Annotated in this window: 19 protein-coding genes; 14 read left to right on the top strand and 5 right to left on the bottom strand. The window is 69.7% G+C overall.

Translation table 11 applies throughout. The features are described from left to right. The first annotated feature begins 102 nt into the window (after window positions 1-102). Window positions 103-555, top strand: coding sequence for a MarR family winged helix-turn-helix transcriptional regulator (locus CLV40_RS03455; RefSeq protein WP_104476885.1), 453 nt, complete (start codon window positions 103-105; stop codon window positions 553-555). A 113-nt stretch (window positions 556-668) separates the two neighbouring features. Here the strand turns inward: CLV40_RS03455 and CLV40_RS03450 are convergent, their stop codons facing one another. Together CLV40_RS03450 and CLV40_RS03445 are read right to left on the bottom strand one after the other, a co-directional pair. Beyond that, window positions 669-1202 carry a DUF1003 domain-containing protein gene (locus CLV40_RS03450; protein ID WP_104476883.1) on the bottom strand — a complete coding sequence of 178 codons (534 nt, stop codon included), beginning with the start codon at window positions 1200-1202 and terminating at the stop codon, window positions 669-671. Further along, window positions 1195-2496 (bottom strand): magnesium transporter MgtE N-terminal domain-containing protein, encoded by a 1302-nt coding sequence (locus tag CLV40_RS03445; RefSeq protein ID WP_104476881.1) that lies wholly within the window; start codon window positions 2494-2496, stop codon window positions 1195-1197. The genes CLV40_RS03450 and CLV40_RS03445 overlap by 8 nt, the downstream gene beginning before the upstream one ends. A 205-nt stretch (window positions 2497-2701) precedes the next feature. On the opposite strand from CLV40_RS03445, the gene CLV40_RS03440 reads away from it, so the two are divergent. Further along, window positions 2702-2914 carry a hypothetical protein gene (locus CLV40_RS03440; RefSeq protein ID WP_104476879.1) on the top strand — a complete coding sequence of 71 codons (213 nt, stop codon included), beginning with the start codon at window positions 2702-2704 and terminating at the stop codon, window positions 2912-2914. A 446-nt stretch (window positions 2915-3360) separates the two neighbouring features. Here the strand turns inward: CLV40_RS03440 and CLV40_RS03435 are convergent, their stop codons facing one another. Continuing rightward, a complete protein-coding gene (locus CLV40_RS03435) occupies window positions 3361-4302 on the bottom strand; it encodes an ArsR/SmtB family transcription factor (RefSeq protein WP_104476877.1) in 942 nt (313 codons plus the stop codon). Between the two features lie 283 nt (window positions 4303-4585). Between CLV40_RS03435 and CLV40_RS03430 the strand changes: the two genes are divergently transcribed. The 11 genes from CLV40_RS03430 (at window position 4586) to CLV40_RS03385 (ending at window position 14223) form a co-directional block, all read left to right on the top strand. Continuing rightward, window positions 4586-5653 carry an HpcH/HpaI aldolase/citrate lyase family protein gene (locus CLV40_RS03430; RefSeq protein ID WP_104476875.1) on the top strand — a complete coding sequence of 356 codons (1068 nt, stop codon included), beginning with the start codon at window positions 4586-4588 and terminating at the stop codon, window positions 5651-5653. Then, window positions 5646-6512, top strand: coding sequence for an HpcH/HpaI aldolase/citrate lyase family protein (locus tag CLV40_RS03425; protein WP_181043306.1), 867 nt, complete (start codon window positions 5646-5648; stop codon window positions 6510-6512). Before CLV40_RS03430 ends, CLV40_RS03425 begins: the two co-directional genes overlap by 8 nt. Before the next feature lie 29 nt (window positions 6513-6541). Further along, window positions 6542-7123, top strand: a complete 582-nt coding sequence (locus CLV40_RS03420; RefSeq protein WP_146107915.1) for an AAA family ATPase — start codon at window positions 6542-6544, stop codon at window positions 7121-7123. Window positions 7124-7319: 196 nt separating this feature from the next. Then, window positions 7320-7505, top strand: a complete 186-nt coding sequence (locus CLV40_RS37035) for a hypothetical protein (RefSeq protein ID WP_146107914.1) — start codon at window positions 7320-7322, stop codon at window positions 7503-7505. 154 nt (window positions 7506-7659) lie between these two features. Beyond that, window positions 7660-8853: an acyl-CoA dehydrogenase family protein gene (locus tag CLV40_RS03415; RefSeq protein ID WP_104476871.1), complete on the top strand. Its 1194-nt coding sequence runs from the start codon at window positions 7660-7662 to the stop codon at window positions 8851-8853. Between the two features lie 47 nt (window positions 8854-8900). Further along, on the top strand, window positions 8901-9428 hold the full coding sequence (locus tag CLV40_RS03410; protein ID WP_104476869.1) for a YflT domain-containing protein: 528 nt from the start codon (window positions 8901-8903) through the stop codon (window positions 9426-9428). A gap of 167 nt (window positions 9429-9595) precedes the next feature. After that, a complete protein-coding gene (locus CLV40_RS03405; RefSeq protein ID WP_104476867.1) occupies window positions 9596-10870 on the top strand; it encodes an ABC transporter substrate-binding protein in 1275 nt (424 codons plus the stop codon). Then, on the top strand, window positions 10867-11763 hold the full coding sequence (locus CLV40_RS03400) for a carbohydrate ABC transporter permease (RefSeq protein WP_104476865.1): 897 nt from the start codon (window positions 10867-10869) through the stop codon (window positions 11761-11763). Before CLV40_RS03405 ends, CLV40_RS03400 begins: the two co-directional genes overlap by 4 nt. Continuing rightward, window positions 11763-12599 (top strand): carbohydrate ABC transporter permease, encoded by an 837-nt coding sequence (locus CLV40_RS03395; protein ID WP_104476863.1) that lies wholly within the window; start codon window positions 11763-11765, stop codon window positions 12597-12599. The genes CLV40_RS03400 and CLV40_RS03395 overlap by 1 nt, the downstream gene beginning before the upstream one ends. A 4-nt stretch (window positions 12600-12603) precedes the next feature. Then, window positions 12604-13773 (top strand): ABC transporter ATP-binding protein, encoded by a 1170-nt coding sequence (locus CLV40_RS03390; RefSeq protein ID WP_104476861.1) that lies wholly within the window; start codon window positions 12604-12606, stop codon window positions 13771-13773. 111 nt (window positions 13774-13884) lie between these two features. Continuing rightward, window positions 13885-14223 (top strand): peptidase inhibitor family I36 protein, encoded by a 339-nt coding sequence (locus CLV40_RS03385; RefSeq protein WP_104476859.1) that lies wholly within the window; start codon window positions 13885-13887, stop codon window positions 14221-14223. Between the two features lie 50 nt (window positions 14224-14273). Here CLV40_RS03385 and CLV40_RS37740 read toward each other — a convergent pair whose 3' ends face one another. Together CLV40_RS37740 and CLV40_RS03370 are read right to left on the bottom strand one after the other, a co-directional pair. Next, window positions 14274-15029 carry a hypothetical protein gene (locus CLV40_RS37740; protein WP_104476857.1) on the bottom strand — a complete coding sequence of 252 codons (756 nt, stop codon included), beginning with the start codon at window positions 15027-15029 and terminating at the stop codon, window positions 14274-14276. A 552-nt stretch (window positions 15030-15581) separates the two neighbouring features. Next, window positions 15582-16091 (bottom strand): hypothetical protein, encoded by a 510-nt coding sequence (locus tag CLV40_RS03370; RefSeq protein WP_104476853.1) that lies wholly within the window; start codon window positions 16089-16091, stop codon window positions 15582-15584. A gap of 18 nt (window positions 16092-16109) precedes the next feature. On the opposite strand from CLV40_RS03370, the gene CLV40_RS03365 reads away from it, so the two are divergent. Beyond that, window positions 16110-17012, top strand: a complete 903-nt coding sequence (locus tag CLV40_RS03365) for a hypothetical protein (RefSeq protein WP_104476852.1) — start codon at window positions 16110-16112, stop codon at window positions 17010-17012. Window positions 17013-17083: the final 71 nt, after the last annotated feature.

Here is a 17083-nt window from a genome sequence, read left to right as displayed (position 1 = left end):
ACAGCGATGCACAGCCCATTTGTCAAGGGCGGTAAGGGTGCTGTTGGGTCCGCCACTCGGGTTCCGTAGCATTGTCCCCCTGTTTGGGCCCAAGGAGGAACCTTGACCTTGCCGGACCAGTCCGCCCGGCCCACCCGAGAAGAACTGCACGCCTGGCGCACGTTTCTGCGCGCCCACGCCAGGATTACCCGGTCGTTGGAGACCGAACTGGTCGCCGAGCAGCGGCTTTCCCTCGGGGGGTACGACGTTCTCGTCCAACTCGCGGAAGCACCGGAACGCAAATTGCGAATGGCAGAACTCGCTGACGCGGTGTTGTTGTCGCGCTCCGGCGTCACCCGCCTGGTCGACCGCCTGGAGCGGGCCGGGATGGTGGCCCGTGAGCGGGTCGCGGGGGACGGTCGCGGCGTCGTCGCCACCCTCACCGACCGGGGGCTTGACGTGCTGCGCACCGCCTCCCGGACGCACCTGGCGGGCATCGTGCGGCACTTCGTGGCGCGGCTCGACCACGACCAGCTGCACCACCTCGGCGACCTCTGCGGCAAACTCGTGGACTGATCGGCGCATACCACCCCCGTTACGGGTGACGAGCGTCCACGAATGGGAGCGCTACCGGCGGTCGGAATGGCGGGAATGACACAACAAGTGACAATGACTCAGGGTGCGCGAATTCAGCTCGTGACCTCGTCCCAGCGCGGGTCGTCGCGCAGGGATTTCGCCGAACCCGATTTGGGCCGTTTCGCCTTCAGGTCGCCGCGCAGTTTGTCCAGTTCACCGCGCAAGTAGTCGCGGGTCGCCACCTCGCCGACCGCCAATCGCAGCGCGGCCAGTTCCCGGGCCAGGTATTCGGTGTCGGCCTTGGTCTGCGCCGCCCGCGCCCGGTCCTCCTCCAGGGACACCCGGTCGCGGTCGTCCTGCCGGTTCTGCGCCAGCAGGATCAGCGGCGCCGCGTACGCGGCCTGGGTGGAGAACGCCAGGTTGAGCAGGATGAACGGGTACGGGTCCCAGCGCAGGCTCACCGCGACGAGGTTGAGCGTGATCCACGCGACCACGATCATCGTCTGCCAGAACAGGAACTTGCCGGTGCCCAGGAACCGGGCCAGCCGCTCGGAGAACCGGCCGAAGGCGTCCGGGTCGATGGCGAAGCGCAGGCCGCGGGGCCTGCGCGGCTGGTCGAGCCGCCTGCGGGTGGTGGGTTCAGGCACGGCGCCTCGCCTCCCCGGTCGTCTCGATGGCCGCGAAGGTCTCGTCGGCGGTGTCGCGGTCGCGCCAGTTGTCCGGCAGCAGGTGGTCGAGCACGTCGTCGACGGTGATCGCGCCGAGCAGGTGGTCCTCGTCGTCCACCACGGGCGCGCAGACCAGGTTGTAGGTGGCGAAGTACCTGGTCACGGCCACGAGCGAGTCCGTCGGGCGCAGGCTGGCCAGCTCCTTGTCCACCGCGCCCGCGACCAGGTCGAACGGGGGCTCGCGCAGCAGCCGCTGGATGTGCACGCAGCCCAGGTAGCGGCCGGTCGGGGTGGCGGTCGGCGGTCGGCAGACGAAGACCATGCTGGCCAGGGCCGGGGTCAGGTCGGGGTTGCGGACCCGGGCCAGCGCCTCGGCGATCGGGGCGTCCGGGGTCAGCACTATCGGCTCGGGGGTCATCAGACCGCCCGCGGTGTCGTAGGAGTACTCGAGGAGGCGCTTGACCGGCTCGGACTCCTCGGGCTCCATCAGCTCCAGCAGGCGGTTCTTGTCCATCTCCGACAGCTCGGCCAGCAGGTCGGCCGCGTCGTCGGGGTCCATCGCCTCCAGCACGTCGGCGGCGCGCTCCTCGTCGAGGTGGGCGAGGAGTTCCTTCTGGTCGTCCTCGGGCAGTTCCTCGATGACGTCGGCCAGCCGCTCGTCGTCGAGCGCGTCGGCCACCTCGTAGCGGCGCTTGAGGGGCAGGTCCTGCAGGGCGGTCGCCACGTCGGCGGCGCGCATGGTGTCGAAGACGGCGATGAGCTGGTGGGCGTCCTGGGGTTGGCCGGTCAGCTCGGTGATGCCGGGGGCGCGGATCTCCGACCAGGTCAGCACCTGGATCGGGCCGCGCCTGCCCCAGCCGCCGGTGCGCTCGCGGATCGCGACCCGGTTGAGCACCCAGTCGCGGGTCCGGGTCGGTTCCATGGCGGTGTCGACCACCACGGCGCGCGCGTCAGAGGCGACGACCTGCACGCGGGCGTCGAGGAGCTGGCCGACGACCAGCACCTCGTTGGGGCGCTGGTGGAAGTGCCGCAGGTTGACCGACCCGGTGGCCAGGGTGATCGCGTTCGGCTCGATCGCCGCGACCCGCAGCATCGGCACGAAGATCCGCCGCCGGGTCGCCAGCTCGACCACGATCCCCAGCACGCGCGGCGGCGCGCCGTCCACGCGCAGGCCCGCCACCAGGTCCCGGATCCGCCCGATGGACTCGCCGTCCGGACCGAAGACCGGCAGACCGAGCAACTGCGCCACGAAGATCTTGCTCACGCCCGCCACGCGGCCAGGCTAGCCCGAGTCGGCCCGCACCACCCGTCAACGATCGTCCCCGCGCGTCGCTGCTCCCGGCCCCGGCACACTCGTGCCTCCGGCCCCGCGACCCGCGCTTCCCGCAACGCCCGCGAGGGGTCCCCGGCATGGGGGAACCCCTAATTTTGATCTTAGGTCGGGCCGGTGGACGGGCAGAAGAGGTCGCGGCCCGCCTGTGGACAAACCTGGCGCATGTGGACAGACGGCCTGGACGGCGAAGTTCTGCCGCCGCGACAGGCCGAACGCGGCTGCGGCGAAGCGGGCCGTCGGCACGATCCGCGACCTCGTCGAGGCGCCGCACGACCACAACGCCGCCGTCGACGACCGCGACACCGCCGAGCGCGTCGCCGACGAGAAGGGCTTGGCTCCACCGCGAGGAACCGGCTGAGCACGACGCGAAATAGCTCTGCGTGGTGACGACTGACCGTGTGTTGTCGGTGCCGACCGAGCACGGTCTCGACCAGGTGGTGGCGTGGCTGGGTTGGGGCTGTCGGAGGTGTTTGAGCGTGGTTGCGGCTGGGTGTGGTTGCCACCAGTTGAGCGTGGTTGCCACTGGATGGGCGTGGCTGGGCGCCGACCGGGCGAGGTCGCGATCAGCCAGTGCGGTGGGGCTGACCAGGTGCGTTGCAACCAAGTTGAGCTTGGTTGTAGCGGGAATCAGGTGAGCGTGGTTGCGATCAGCCGAGGGAAGGACCGGGTGTTGTTGCGACCAGGTGAGCGTGGTCGCGACTGGACCGGCGTTGGGCAGCGGGCCTCGGATTGGCCGCGAGGCAGGCGGCGTGGGCGGTCCGACAGCGGTTGCCTGTTGGGCCGCGAGCCGGGGCCGCGGGTCGGTCAGCGCAGGACTTCGTGGTGGTCGTTGCGCTGGTAGAGGACCGTGCGCTTGTGGCGGGACTTGGTGACCAGGCCGGAGTCGTGCAGCACCGACAGGTGGTACGACACGGTGGCGGCGGCGAGGCCGTGGCGCCTGCTCAGGTCCGTGGTGCTGCGCGGGGTGTCCAGGTCGCGCAGGAGGTTGGCGCGGGTGGGGCCCATCAGGCGGGCCACGGCGTCGCGGTCCGGGTTCTCCGGGATACCCAGCCCGTTGGCCGGGTAGCTGATCACCGCGTCGTCCGGGTCCTCCATCTGCACCAGCAGCGTCGGCCAGGACAGCGCGGCAGGCGACAAGACCAGGCCGTTGAGGGTGATGGGGTGGCTGTACGGCTTGGTGATCTCCACCGCGGCGCCGGTCCAGCGGACGTTGGTGTGCAGGCTGCTCAACAGCGTGCCCACGCCCTCCGTCGCCATCACCCGGGCGCGCTCCACCAGGTCCGCCTGCAACCGGTCGCGCAGGCCGGACCAGCTGTCGGCCATGGCCACCGACCAGAACCGGGTCATCGCGTCGGCCGCGCGCCGGGCGAAGGTGCCGTCGTCGACCGCGGCCATGGCCTCCGCTGACGGGTTGTCGGTCGCGGCGACCTGCCACTCGGCGTCCTCGGGGCTGGTCGCGGCCATGCGCTCGACCTGGTCGAGCCACGCGCGGTCCGGGTCGCCGAAGGCGGGGCTGGGGCTGAGCAGGTCCGGCATGTAGCCGACCAGGCCGCGGGGCATGGTGCCCGCGATCATCCGCACGTCCGGGTCGCGCAGCGCGAAGCGGGCCGCGGCGCCGGGGTCGCCGTAGATCGGGTGGGTGCGGCCGGCGACGGTCAGCCGCAGCCAGGAGATGGCCTCGATGGCCGGGGAGATCGCCAGCCGGACATTCCCCACGGCGGCGGCGTCGAGATAGGCGGTGATCACCGCCGTAGCCTAGGTCGTTTCGAGCCGTTTCGAATCGTTGTTGGCGGGGTTGGCGCCGCGGTCTCCTATGCCGCGCAAGGTACTGGGGGACGGCCGGGACGCGCGAGCGTCCCGGCCGTTGTTACCTCGCCACCCGTCGCGGCCGGGCCATGCCCCCCGGCGCCCGGCCGCGACGGGTCGAATCGTGTAGCGCGGGCCACAGTGCGGCCCCCTCGGGTGCGTGGTCGACTAGAACTCTCACGTGGTTACCGGCCGGTACGCCGCGTCAGGGATCGGAGGCCGCATGCGCTCAGCCAAGGACTTCTTCCGCCCGCTCGCGGTGGGGGCGCCGGAACCGGTGCGGGAGATCCCGTTCCGGCCCTCGCGGATGATCCACTTCTTCGACCCGGGCAACCCGAAGATGGCCGCGAAGGTCGGCGACCTGGCCGCGCAGTGCGACGTCGTGCTGGGCAACCTCGAGGACGCCATCCGCGCCGACCGCAAGCAGGAGGCGCGCGACGGGCTGGTCCGCATCGCCCGCGCGACCGACTTCGGCGACGCGCAGCTGTGGACGCGGATCAACAGCCTCGACTCGCCCTGGGTGCTCGACGACCTGCTCACCCTGGTGCCCGAGATCGGCGACAAGCTCGACGTGATCATGGTGCCGAAGGTCGAGGGCGCCGCGGACATCCACTACGTCGACCGGCTGCTCGCCCAGCTGGAGGCGCGCGCGGGGCTGACCCGGCCGATCCTGGTGCACGCGCTGCTGGAGACCGCAGCGGGCGTGGCCAACGTGGAGGAGATCGCGCTGGCGAGCCCCCGGATGCAGGGGATCTCGCTCGGGCCCGCGGACCTGGCGGCCAGCCGTCGGATGAAGACGACACGGGTCGGTGGCGGGCACCCGGGGTACCTGGTGCGCACGGATCCGGTGGGGGAGGACTTCACTGTTGGCCGGTATACGTACCAGCAGGATTTGTGGCACTACACCGTTGCGCGCATGGTGGACGCTTGCGCTACCGCCGGGATTTTGCCCTACTACGGGCCTTTCGGTGACATCGCGGACGTAGTGGCCTGTGAGGACCAGTTCCGCAACGCCTTCCTCTTGGGGTGCGTTGGCGCGTGGAGCTTGCACCCCAAGCAGATCGCCATCGCCAAGAAGGTGTTCTCGCCCGACCCGGCGGAGGTCGCGTGGGCCCGGCGGGTCATCGCGGAGATGGGGGACGGTACGGGGGCGGTGATGATCGACGGCAAGATGCAGGACGACGCGACGGTGAAGCAGTGCCGCGTGGTGGTGTCGTTGGCCGACGCGCTCGCCGCCCGCGACCCCGAACTGGCCCGTGCCTACGCAGCCGAGGAGAACACCGATGCCTGACCTGCGCCCCCGCCGGTCCGTGCTGTACATGCCGGGCGCCAACGCCCGCGCCCTGGAGAAGGCGAAGGGCCTGGACGCCGACACGCTGATCCTCGACCTGGAGGACTCGGTCACCCCGGACGCGAAGGCGGACGGGCGCGCACAGGTCTGCGCGGCGGTCGCGTCCGGCGACTACGGGCGGCGGGAAGTGACTATCCGCGTCAACGGGTTGGACACGGAGTGGTTCGCCGAGGACGTGCGCGCTGCTGCTGCGGCGGGGCCGGATGCCGTAGTGGTGCCCAAGGTCGATTCGGCCGCTCAGGTCGTGCGCATCGAAGAAGCCTTGGTCGCCGCAGGCGCGCCCGCACACACCGCGATCTGGGCGATGGTCGAGACACCGTTGGCGATGCTGCGCACCTTCGAGATCGCCTCGGCCTCGGACCGCCTCGCGGTACTGGTGCTGGGCACAAACGACTTGGCGAAGGAGTTGCACGCCGAACACGTCCCCGGCCGCGGCCCCCTCCTGGCCGCCCTGTCCATGGCCCTGCTCGGTGCCCGCGCCGCAGGCAAAGTCATCCTCGACGGCGTCTACAACGACGTCCGCGACCTGGATGGCTTCGCGGAGGAGTGCACCCAGGCCCGCCAGTTCGGCTTCGACGGCAAGACCCTGATCCACCCGGGGCAACTGGAACCGTGCAACAGCATCTTCGCCCCGTCGGAGGAGGAGATAGCCCAGGCCAGAAAGGTCATCGACGCCTTCGACGAAGCCAAGGCCACCGGCCGAGGCGTGGCGACCGTAGACGGCCGCATGATCGAAAACCTCCACGTCGACAACGCCCGCCGAGTCTTGGCGGTGGCCGCCGCGATCGAGGACCGCTGACTTGGCGCTACCTGCGGTTGGATGACGCCATGGCCAGGTTCGGGCTCAACAGGGTCGAGATCGAGGGCTACACCTCGATAGAGCACGTCGAGCTCACTCTCGGCGCGGTGACGGTGTTCGTCGGCGCCAACGGAACCGGTAAGAGCAACTTCAACAATGCCCTCGGGCTCCTCGGTCGCATCGCGGACCAGGAGCTAGCCCGCCGCGCCGGACTGAACGGCGGCGCGTCGGCTCTGCTGAACCGCGCCTCGGCCCTCCGTCGGATCCGGCTGGGCCTCTCCGGCGCACGCGGTGGGTACCGCGCGGCGCTGGTGCCGGGCGCCGGTGACAATTTGATCTTCGAGTACGAGGTGCTGGAGCACTCCGCCGCCACGGTCGAAGAACTAGGCGGCGGTCATCGGGAGACGCGGTTGTTCGCCTTGGCCGACAGCCATGGCAAGGCTGGCGCAGCCCTTGACCTACTTCGCGGTTGCCGCGTCTTCCACTTTCACGACACCAGCCGCAACGCCCCGGTCAAGCAGTTCGCCCCGACGGCCGAGAACCTCACTCTTCGGTCGGATGCGGGCAACCTCGCTGCGGTTCTCTCTTGGCCACTCAGTCGGCGACGTTGATCGACCAGTTCGAACTCGAAGCCGACTCGTGGCTCCTCGCCCTCGAGGGTTAACCCGAGCGTGATCTTCTCGATTGGCTACAGAAAGGTCACGGTGCAGGTCAGCGACGTGACGAAGCGTGAAAGGTTGCCGTGACATAACGCACAGATCACGGTGAGGGCTTGCTTGGGGCGGTTCGGTGGGGTGCTCTTGGGGCATGGGTAGACACAGCCTTCCGGTCGAGTCGCGCGGCGTGCTGGGGATCCTGGCGGGGCGGCGCAGGCAGCGGGACGACCTGTTCGACCGCAGCTTCCGGTCCTGCGACGACTGCGGTGCCGACGTGTACGTGCTGGCCGACGGGTGCCGCGACTGCGGCAACGTGCTGGAACTGCAAGCGGGCTGACCACAACCCAAGACCGACATCGACCCGGACGGCCGCGGCGCCTCCGGGTCGAGTGCTGTCCGGGGGAGAGTGGTCCCGGACACGTCCTGGCGCGAACGAGCGTTAACCGCGTGATACTCGTCGGTAACCACGGCTCCCAACGGAGGGATCAGCGATGGCACGCCTCGCGCAGACCGCCGGACTGACCGACGTCCAGCAGGACATCCTGGCCACCGTCAAGGGCTTCGTGGACAAGGAGATCATCCCGCACGCCCAAGCGCTCGAACACGCCGACGCCTACCCGACCGACATCGTCGAGGGCATGAAGGAGATGGGGCTCTTCGGCCTCACCATCCCGGAGGAGTACGGCGGCCTCGGCGAGTCCCTGCTGACCTACGCCCTGGTCGTCGAGCAGATCGCGCGCGGCTGGATGAGCGTGTCCGGGGTCATCAACACCCACTTCATCGTCGCCCACATGGTCCGCCACCACGGCACCGAGGCGCAGAAGAAGCACTACCTGCCCCGCATGGCCACCGGCGAGGTCCGCGGTTCCTTCTCCATGTCCGAGCCCGACCTCGGCTCCGACGTCGCCGCCATCAAGACCCGGGCCCGCCGCGACGACGACATGTACACCGTCGACGGCGCCAAGATGTGGCTCACCAACGGCGGCAGCTCCAACCTCATCGCCCTGCTCGCCCGCACCGACGAGGGCGACGAGAAGCCCCACCGGAACCTGACCACCTTCCTGGTCGACAAGCCGGAGGGCTTCGGCGAGGTCGTCCCCGGCCTCACCATCCCCGGCAAGATCGAGAAGATGGGCTACAAGGGCGTCGACACCACCGAGGCGGTCTTCGACGGCTTCCGGATCTGCAAGAACCAGGTCCTCGGCGGCACCCCCGGCCAGGGCTTCGCGCACATGATGGACGGTGTCGAGGTCGGCCGGGTCAACGTCGCGGCCCGGGCCTGCGGCATCGCCATCCGGGCGTTCGAGCTCGCCGTCGACTACGCGCAGCAGCGCCGCACCTTCGGCAAGCCCATCGCCGAGCACCAGGCCATCGCGTTCAAGCTGGCCGAGATGGCGACCAAGGTCGAGGCCGCGCACCTGCTCATGGTCAACGCCGCCCGGCTCAAGGACTCCGGGCAGCGCAACGACGTCGAGGCGGGCATGGCCAAGCTGCTGGCCAGCGAGTACTGCGCCGAGGTAACCCAGGAGTCGTTCCGCATCCACGGCGGCTACGGCTACTCCAAGGAGTACGAGATCGAGCGGCTGATGCGCGAGGCCCCGTTCCTGCTCATCGGCGAGGGCACCAGCGAGATCCAGAAGACGATCATCTCCCGCGGCCTGCTTCGCGAATACCGGGCGAAGTAGACACTGCCGGGTTCGCACGCCTTGGCCCCGGTTGGCAGGATGGGGCCATGACCGGTGCGTTCTCCGGCCCTGGACGAGCGAACCAGGGCATGCCCAAGCTCCCGACCCCGCCGACCGGCTGGCCGATCGGGTCGTACGACACCTACCAGGAGGCCCACCGCGCGGTCGAGCACCTGGCGACGAGCGAGTTCCCCGTCGAGGAGGTGACCATCGTCGGGGTCGACCTCATGCTCGTCGAGCGGGTCATCGGGCGGCTGAGCTGGCCCAAGGTGCTGGGCACGGGCGCGCTCTCCGGCGCGTGGTTCGGCCTGTTCGTCGGCCTGCTGCTCGGGCTGTTCAACCAGCAGCAGGCGTCCTTCGGGCCGATCCTGGTCGGGCTGGGCATCGGCGTGGTGTTCGGTTTGGTGTTCGCCGCCGTCGGGTACGCCAGCACCCGCGGTCGCGGCCGCGAGATCGCCTCGGCGACGCAACTGGTGGCTGGCCGCTACGACGTGCTGGCGCAGCCGCGCAACGCCGAGCGGGGGCGCGACCTGCTGGCCAAGCTTGCCATGCGGCCGAACAGCGGCATCGATTAAGCCGTACGCCTCGACCGTCCACATCGAATTGCGGCCCTTGATCACCCGGCCTAGTTTCAGGTGACCCGGTCGCGGGTACCGAGCTACCCGCGTGTCGGAGCACGTCGAGGTGCTGGACGGGTTGCTCGAACTGCCTCTCGGCGTGTCCGTCGGAAGGAGGCTGGTCGATGGGGCGTGCTCATCGGGGTCCTGGCCGCCGAGGTCGACGCTGGAGGGTGGCGCTGGGCGCCGCGCTCGTCGCGTCCCCGCTCGTGGCGGCTTGCGGATCAGAAAGCGGCGGGACCACCGTCAACGTTTACTACGCCACTGAGGAGAACTTCGACAAGGTCGTCGCGCGGTGCAACGACGAGGCCGCGGGCAGGTACCGGATCGCGCTGAACGTGCTGCCGCGCGGCGCGGACGACCAGCGCGAGCAGATGGTCCGCAGGCTCGCCGCGGGCGACGACGAGATGGACGTGCTCGGTCTCGACGTCACGTGGGTGGCCGAGTTCGCCGAGGCGGGCTGGGTCGCCGAGTGGACCGGCCAGGACAAGGCGGACGTCGAGCGCGGCACCTTGCAGGGGCCGCTGGACACCGCGCGGTGGAAGGACAAGCTCTACGCCGCGCCGAAGAACACCAACGTGCAGCTGCTGTGGTACCGCGGCGACCTGGTGCCGAAGCCGCCGACGACGTGGTCCGAGATGCTGGACATGGCCGCCGATCTGCGGTCGCGCGACCAGCCCAACACGATCGCGATGACCGGCGCGCAGTACGAAGGCCTGGTCGTCGAGTTCAACACGCTCACCGCGGGCGCCGGTGGGCGGATCATCTCCGAGGACGGCACCCGCGCGCTCGTCGACGATGGCGCGGTGAAGGCGCTGCAGGCGTTGCGGGATCTCGCGACCTCGCCGTCGGCCAGCGCGTCGTTGTCCAACGCCAAGGAGAACGACGTGCGGCTGGAGTTCGAGCGCGGCCGGGCCGCGTTCCAGCTCAACTGGCCGTTCGTCTACGCCGCCGCGCAGGAGAACCCGGCGGTGGCCAAGCTGATCAAGTGGGCGCCGTTCCCGGCGATCGACGCGAGCAAGGTCGGTACCTCGACGATCGGCGGCTACGACTTGGCCGTGAGCGCGCACTCGCGGCACAAGCCCGAGGCGTTCGAGGCGGTGAAGTGCCTGCGGGACGCGGAGAGCCAGAAGTACTCCGCGATCAACTCCGGGGTGCCGCCGACGATCGAGTCGGTTTACGACGACCCGGAGATGGCCGAGCCGTACCCGATGCGCGATGCCATCCTCGACCAGTTGAAGAAGGCGGCGGTCCGGCCCGCGACCCCCGCGTACCAGAACGTCTCCACGCTCATCTCGACCATCCTCTCGCCGCCCGCGAGCATCGACCCGGACAAGACCGCCCAGCGGCTGCGCGCCGAGTTGCAGGACGCGCTCGACTCCAAGGGGGTGCTGCCGTGAGCGGCAAAGAGCTGAGCGAGGGCAAGAAGGCCGAGCGCAGACTGGGGTTGTGGCTGTGCGCGCCCGCCGCGCTGGTCATGCTGGCGGTGACCGCGTACCCGATCGTCTACTCGATCTGGCTGTCGTTGCAGCGCTACGACCTGCGGTTCCCGGCGGAGCGGCAGTTCGTGTGGTTCGAGAACTACGTGACGGTGCTGACGAACTCGTACTGGTGGACGGCGTTCGGCGTCACCTCCCTCATCACGGCCGTGTCGGTGGCGATCGAGTTGGTGCTGGGGATGGCGCTCGCGCTGGTGATGCACCGGACACTGGTCATGAAGGGTCTGGTCAGGACGGTCGCGCTCATCCCGTACGGGATCGTGACCGTGGTGGCCGCGTTCTCCTGGCGCTACGCGTGGGACGAGAACACCGGCTACCTGACCGACCTGTTCGGCGCCACCGCGCCGCTGACCGATCGCGCCGCGGCACTCGGGATCATCACCCTCGCCGAGGTGTGGAAGACCGTGCCGTTCATGGCGTTGCTGCTGATGGCCGGGCTGGCGCTGGTGCCGGACGACCTGCTGCGCGCCGCCTCGATGGACGGCGCGACGCCGTGGCAGCGGTTCACCAAGGTGATCCTGCCGGTGATGAAACCGGCGATCCTGGTCGCGCTGCTGTTCCGCACGCTCGACGCGTTCCGCATCTTCGACAACATCTTCGTGCTCACCAGCGGCGCGCAGGAAACCGGATCGGTGTCCATGCAGACCTACAACAACCTGATCCGCGGGTTGAACCTGGGCATCGGCTCGACCATGTCGGTGCTCATCTTCATCGCCGTGGCGCTGCTGGCGTTCGTGTTCGTCAAGGTGTTCGGCGCCGCCGCACCCGGTAGCGACGACGGGGGGAAGCGCTGATGACCACCGCGACGAGGCCCGGGGTGCGGGCCCGCTGGACGCTCATCGACATCGTGGTCGTGGTCTACGCCTTGGTGCCGGTGCTGTGGATCCTCTCCTTGTCGTTCAAGACCAAGGAAACGCTGACCGACAAGAGCTTCATCCCGACCGAGTGGACCTTCCAGAACTACGTTGACATCTTCTCCACCAACGAGTTCCCGCGCGCGCTGGTCAACTCCATCGGCATCGCGCTGATCGCCACCCTCATCGCGGTGGTGCTGGGCACGATGGCCGCGTACGCCATCGCCCGGCTGGACTTCCCCGGCAAGCGCGCGCTGGTCGGGGTTTCGCTGCTGATCGCGATGTTCCCGCAGGTCTCGCTGGTGACCCCGCTGTTCGAGGTGGAGCGCTCGCTCGGGCTGTTCGACACCTGGCCCGGGCTGATCCTGCCGTACATCACCTTCGCGCTGCCGCTGGCCATCTACACGCTGTCGGCTTTCTTCAGGGAGATCCCGTGGGAGCTGGAGAAGGCGGCGAAGATGGACGGCGCGACGCCCGCGCAGGCGTTCCGGCGGGTGATCGCGCCGCTGGCCGCGCCGGGGGTGTTCACCACGGCGATCCTGGTGTTCATCTTCTGCTGGAACGACTTCCTGTTCGCGATCTCGTTGACCTCGACGACCGCGTCCAGGACGGTGCCCGCCGCGCTGTCGTTCTTCCAGGGCTCCTCGCAGTTCGAGGACCCGACCGGGACGGTGTCCGCGGCCGCCGTGGTCATCACCATCCCGATCATCCTGTTCGTGCTGTTCTTCCAGCGCCGCATCGTCGCGGGGCTGACCTCGGGTGCGGTGAAGGGCTAGGGCTATGGCTGAGATCATCCTGGACAAGGTCACGAAGCGGTACCCGGACGGCGCCCTCGCGGTGTCCGATGTGGACATCCAGATCGCGGACGGCGAGTTCGTCATCCTGGTCGGGCCGTCGGGCTGCGGGAAGTCGACGACGCTGAACATGATCGCGGGGCTGGAGGACATCACCTCCGGCGAGCTGCGCATCGATGGCGACCGGGTCAACGACCGGGCGCCGAAGGACCGGGACATCGCGATGGTGTTCCAGTCGTACGCGCTGTACCCGCACATGAGCGTGCGGGAGAACATGGCCTTCCCGCTGCGGTTGGCGAAGGTGGACAAGAAGGTGGTGCAGCAGAAGGTCGAGGAGGCCGCGCGCATCCTCGACCTCACCCAGCACCTCGACCGCAAGCCGGGCAACCTCTCCGGCGGTCAGCGGCAGCGGGTGGCGATGGGGCGGGCGATCGTCCGCAGCCCGAAGGCGTTCCTGATGGACGAGCCACTGTCCAACCTGGACGCCAAGCTGCGGGTGCAGATGCGCACGTCGGTGTCGAAGCTGCAACGCAGGCTGGGCACGACGACCGTGTACGTCACGCACGACCAGACCGAGGCGATGACCCTCGGCGACCGGGTCGTGGTGATGCGCGGCGGGCACGTGCAGCAGATCGGGTCGCCGCAGTTCCTCTACGAGCAGCCGGTGAACCTGTTCGTGGCGGGGTTCATCGGGTCGCCGTCGATGAACTTCCTCCCCGCCGGGCTGGAGGACGGTCGGCTGCGCACCCCGCTCGGCGACTTCCCGCTGACCGACCGGATCCGGCGGCTGCTGGAGGGCGGGTCGGCGCCGCGCGAGGTGATCATGGGCCTGCGCCCGGAGCACTTCGAGGACGCGCGGCTGGTGGACGAGCCGGGCGCGGCGTTCACCGCGACGGTCGAGGTGCTGGAGTCGATGGGGTCGGACAAGTACGCGTACTTCGCCGTCGAGGGTGAGGCCGCGATGGCGGCCGAGCTGGAGGAACTGGCCGCGGAGTCGGGCACGGCCGAGATGGCCGACGGCGGGTCGCAGATCGTCTCGCGGCTGTCGGCGGCCTCGGACGCGCGCGAGGGCGCGGAGCTGTCGGTGTGGTTCGACCCGGACAAGATCCACCTGTTCGACCCGAGCGACGGGCGCACGCTGACCTATGTCGAGTGACCTGTCAAGGGCCTGTGGACAACTTTCTCCAGCCCCGGCGGAATCCTGCCATCGTTGACCCCGTCGGACGCTCCCACCAGGGGAGCGTCCACGGGACAACGGAGTTCTGCCATGCGAACACTGCTGGGAATGCTGGTCGTCGTGCTGGGCATGCTCGGGCTGGCCGCGCCCGCGTCGGCCACGGTGTGCGACCCGGGGACGATCTGCCTGTGGCCGCTACCCGGTTTCCAGGGGCCGATGGAAGTCGTGGGGATCGAGGACGTGGTCCTGGGTGACTGCCTGCCACTGGAGGGTGAATACCGCTCGTTCGTGAACCGGCTGAAACAGGACGTCACGGTGTACGAGTCGGTGGAGTGCGCGACGGAGGCGGACTTCACAACCTATCCCGGACTGGGGACCTATGTCCCGTCAACGCCGTTCGTGGTCCGGGGGATTCAGGCCTGGGCTTGAGACTCCGCCATGTCGGCCGCGAACCGTAATGTGTACCCCTCGCCCCCCGATCATCCGGATAGGGGGTTGGGCTTCCCGACGCGCACCCACAGGCGCGTCCGCCCAGCGACAGGGGACTCGCTATGCAGCCAGGAAACCGGCCGACCACGCCGGAGCCGTCGTCCACCACGCCCGTGTCGCCGCAGGGGGAGGTGGTTGGGGGCGGAGAGGAACCGATCCGCCTCACCCTCTCCCTGAGCACCCGGGCCATCCCCACCCAGGGAGGGGACGGCCGCGACGCGGCGGGCGACGGTGGCTCCCGAGGCACGCCGCCCGCCGCGCCGGACCTGGCCCGGGGCCCGGTTGAGGAGCAGGCACCGACCGCGCAGGCAGACGCGCAAGCAGTTGACGCCCACGCGGAGGTCGGCCACGGCGTGACTGAGCCCCGCACAACAGCCGGAGTTCGGGCACCGACCGGCGGCAAGCCCGGCACAGCCGGGCTTGCCGCCGACGGGCTTGCCGCCGACGGGCTTGCCGCCGACGGGCTTGCCGCCGACGGGCTTGCCGCCGACGGGCTTGCCGCCGACGGGCTTGCCGCCGACGGGCTTGCCGCCGACGGGCTTGCCGCCGACGGGCTTGCCGCCGACGGGCTTGGTGTTGCGGATGGCGGTGGTGTGGACGGCGCTGGTGTGGCTGCTGGTTCGGTCGCTGTTGTTGGTCTGGTCGACCCGGCTGTGGACGGGTCGGAGATGGGTGCCGGGAGTGGCGCTCGGGTGGGTGGCGCCGGGGTGGCGGTTGACGGTGTCGCTTCGACGGGGCGCATCCATGTGGTTGGTGGTGGTCGTGCCGCAGGCGGTGGCGCCGCTTCGGCGGAGGACAGCTCCGGCGTGGTTGGCGGTGCGGCTGTGGCCGGTGGCGTCGTCTTGGAGCGTCGGCCTGGAGTGGTCGGTGATGGTGGTGCCCCGGCTGATGAGGGTGTCGCCTCGGGTGGGGGCTCCGGTGTGGTCGGTGATGGCCGGGCCGTAGGGGTTGCGGGTGCTGCCTTGGGTGCCAGCTCTGCGGGTGGCGGCGGTGGGGTTGGTGGCGCCGTCTTGCAGGGACGGCTTGGAGTAGCGGGAGTTAGCCGTGCGGCGGGGGTCGAGGGTACTGCCTTGGACGGCGGCTCCGGTGTGGTTGGCGGCGCCGGTGGTGTGGTCGACAGTGCTGCTTTGGCGGGGCGACCTGATGTCGGTGGTGGGCGTGCCTCGGTCGTTGATGGCACTACCTCGGAAAGTGGCTCCGGGGTGGTGGGTGACGGCGGTGGTGTGGCGGTGGTTGGTGTCGCCACCTCTGTCGCTGCCTCGGAGGGGCAGGCCGGGGTGGTCGGCGGTGATCGTGCCTCAGGTGCCGGCGGTACCGGGGTGGTTGGTGAAGGCAGTTCCGTGGGCCTGGCTGCGGGGAGCGGCGGGGCTGCGGGAGAGACCGCCGGGACAGGGGCGGTTCCGGGGCGAGTCCCGGTCGGTGTCCGGACACCGACCGGGGTCGCGGTTGATGTCCCTGGTGTGGGTGAAGGCGGTGGCGTGGAGGTTGGCGGTGGTGCAGCGGTAGGTGCCGGCCTGGCGACGGGCGGTGGCGTCCAGGTGGGTACGGGCCCAGGGGCGGGGCGTGCTGTTGGTGGGGCGGCTGTGGTTGGCGATCCGGTGTTGCCCGCGGGCGAGCCGGGGCGGATCGGCGGCGAGCGCGGCGGGGTGGTCGTGGATGGTGCGGCGGGTGCGGGTGTTGGTGGGTTGGCGTTGGTTGATGAGGGGGTGTTGTTCGCGGAAGGGGTTGCCGAGCGGGAGACAGGTGGGGTTGGGGTAGTCGTCGGGGTGGTGGGGCCTGATTGGTCTCGGAAGATCGAGGAGTTGCATCCGGCTTCGCCTTGGCGGATGGGGATCGCGGAGCGGTTGCAGCGGTTGCAGGCCGACATCGACGGGCGTGGTGGGCGGGTGCCCCGGGCGGTTTACGGGGCGATGGCCATCGCGGCTCGGGCGGCGGGGCAGCGGAGTTCGCCTGCCCGGTGGTACTCCGGGACGAGCATCGAGCGGGCGTGGCGGGCGGTGCACCTCGCCGAGGAGGTGCTGGTGTCGTCGGCGCCGGACCTCAACGGGCGGGTGTCCGATGTTCGGGCTCGGGTGGCGCGGAAGCTGCCCGAGAAGGACGCTCGGGTGCGGGCGCTCGACCCGGTGTCGTTCTTCACGATGGACGACTCCGGGCAGCGGCTGGCCGTGCTCCTCGGTCTCCGCGCGGTCCACGACGCCTCGCACGCGGCGGCTACGGCGGTGCGGAGCCTGCGGAACCGGATCATCCTGTTCGGGTTGCTGCTGTTGGCGATAAACCTCGCGATCGGTGGGCTGACCGCCGTCAACGAGCGGATGTTGCCGCTGTGCCTCGGGGAAGGGGCCAACCTCGTCTGCGCGACCGGGGCCACGGTGCCGACCAGCGGGGACGTGTGGTGGCTGCAACTGGTCGGGATGCTCGGCGCGTCGATCGCGGTCGTGGTTCTGTTGCTGCGCACCAAACCCAGCGTCGTGCCGTACACGCTCACGCCCTACCAGGCCATCGTGAAGATACTGCTGGGCGCGATCTTCGCCGTGGTCGGCGTGCTGATGCTGCGCGCCGGGGTGTTCCCCGACCTGGTCGAGGGGCACGCGGGACTGCTGCTTTTCGCCTTGGTACTCGGCTATTCCCAGGAAGTCGGTACGCGCATGCTGGACAACTTCGCCGACCAGGTGGTTCAGCGCGCGCAGCCGTCGTCCGCGCGCGCTGCCACCACTACGACCGCCGCCTGACGGGAATCCCTTGTCAGACCGGGGCTTCCGCGATGAGCACGGTCACTACCGCGATCCAGGTGACGATTATC

This window comes from Actinokineospora auranticolor, assembly GCF_002934265.1.
Taxonomy (GTDB): domain Bacteria; phylum Actinomycetota; class Actinomycetes; order Mycobacteriales; family Pseudonocardiaceae; genus Actinokineospora; species Actinokineospora auranticolor.
The sequence above is the reverse complement of the archived record's forward strand: the minus strand, read 5'-3'. Positions and strand labels throughout refer to the sequence as shown.

Excerpts from the sequence above, each read along its gene's own strand:
- CLV40_RS03420 (WP_146107915.1), top strand. The coding sequence starts at position 6,542 with ATGGCCAGGTTCGGGCTCAACAGGGTCGAGATCGAGGGCTACACCTCG.
- CLV40_RS03395 (WP_104476863.1), top strand. The coding sequence starts at position 11,763 with ATGACCACCGCGACGAGGCCCGGGGTGCGGGCCCGCTGGACGCTCATC.
- CLV40_RS37740 (WP_104476857.1), bottom strand. The coding sequence starts at position 15,029 with ATGGATGCGCCCCGTCGAAGCGACACCGTCAACCGCCACCCCGGCGCC.
- CLV40_RS37035 (WP_146107914.1), top strand. The coding sequence starts at position 7,320 with ATGGGTAGACACAGCCTTCCGGTCGAGTCGCGCGGCGTGCTGGGGATC.
- CLV40_RS03385 (WP_104476859.1), top strand. The coding sequence starts at position 13,885 with ATGCGAACACTGCTGGGAATGCTGGTCGTCGTGCTGGGCATGCTCGGG.
- CLV40_RS03430 (WP_104476875.1), top strand. The coding sequence starts at position 4,586 with ATGCGCTCAGCCAAGGACTTCTTCCGCCCGCTCGCGGTGGGGGCGCCG.
- CLV40_RS03370 (WP_104476853.1), bottom strand. The coding sequence starts at position 16,091 with ATGCAACTCCTCGATCTTCCGAGACCAATCAGGCCCCACCACCCCGAC.
- CLV40_RS03415 (WP_104476871.1), top strand. The coding sequence starts at position 7,660 with ATGGCACGCCTCGCGCAGACCGCCGGACTGACCGACGTCCAGCAGGAC.
- CLV40_RS03410 (WP_104476869.1), top strand. The coding sequence starts at position 8,901 with ATGACCGGTGCGTTCTCCGGCCCTGGACGAGCGAACCAGGGCATGCCC.
- CLV40_RS03425 (WP_181043306.1), top strand. The coding sequence starts at position 5,646 with ATGCCTGACCTGCGCCCCCGCCGGTCCGTGCTGTACATGCCGGGCGCC.
- CLV40_RS03365 (WP_104476852.1), top strand. The coding sequence starts at position 16,110 with ATGGGGATCGCGGAGCGGTTGCAGCGGTTGCAGGCCGACATCGACGGG.
- CLV40_RS03405 (WP_104476867.1), top strand. The coding sequence starts at position 9,596 with ATGGGGCGTGCTCATCGGGGTCCTGGCCGCCGAGGTCGACGCTGGAGG.
- CLV40_RS03390 (WP_104476861.1), top strand. The coding sequence starts at position 12,604 with ATGGCTGAGATCATCCTGGACAAGGTCACGAAGCGGTACCCGGACGGC.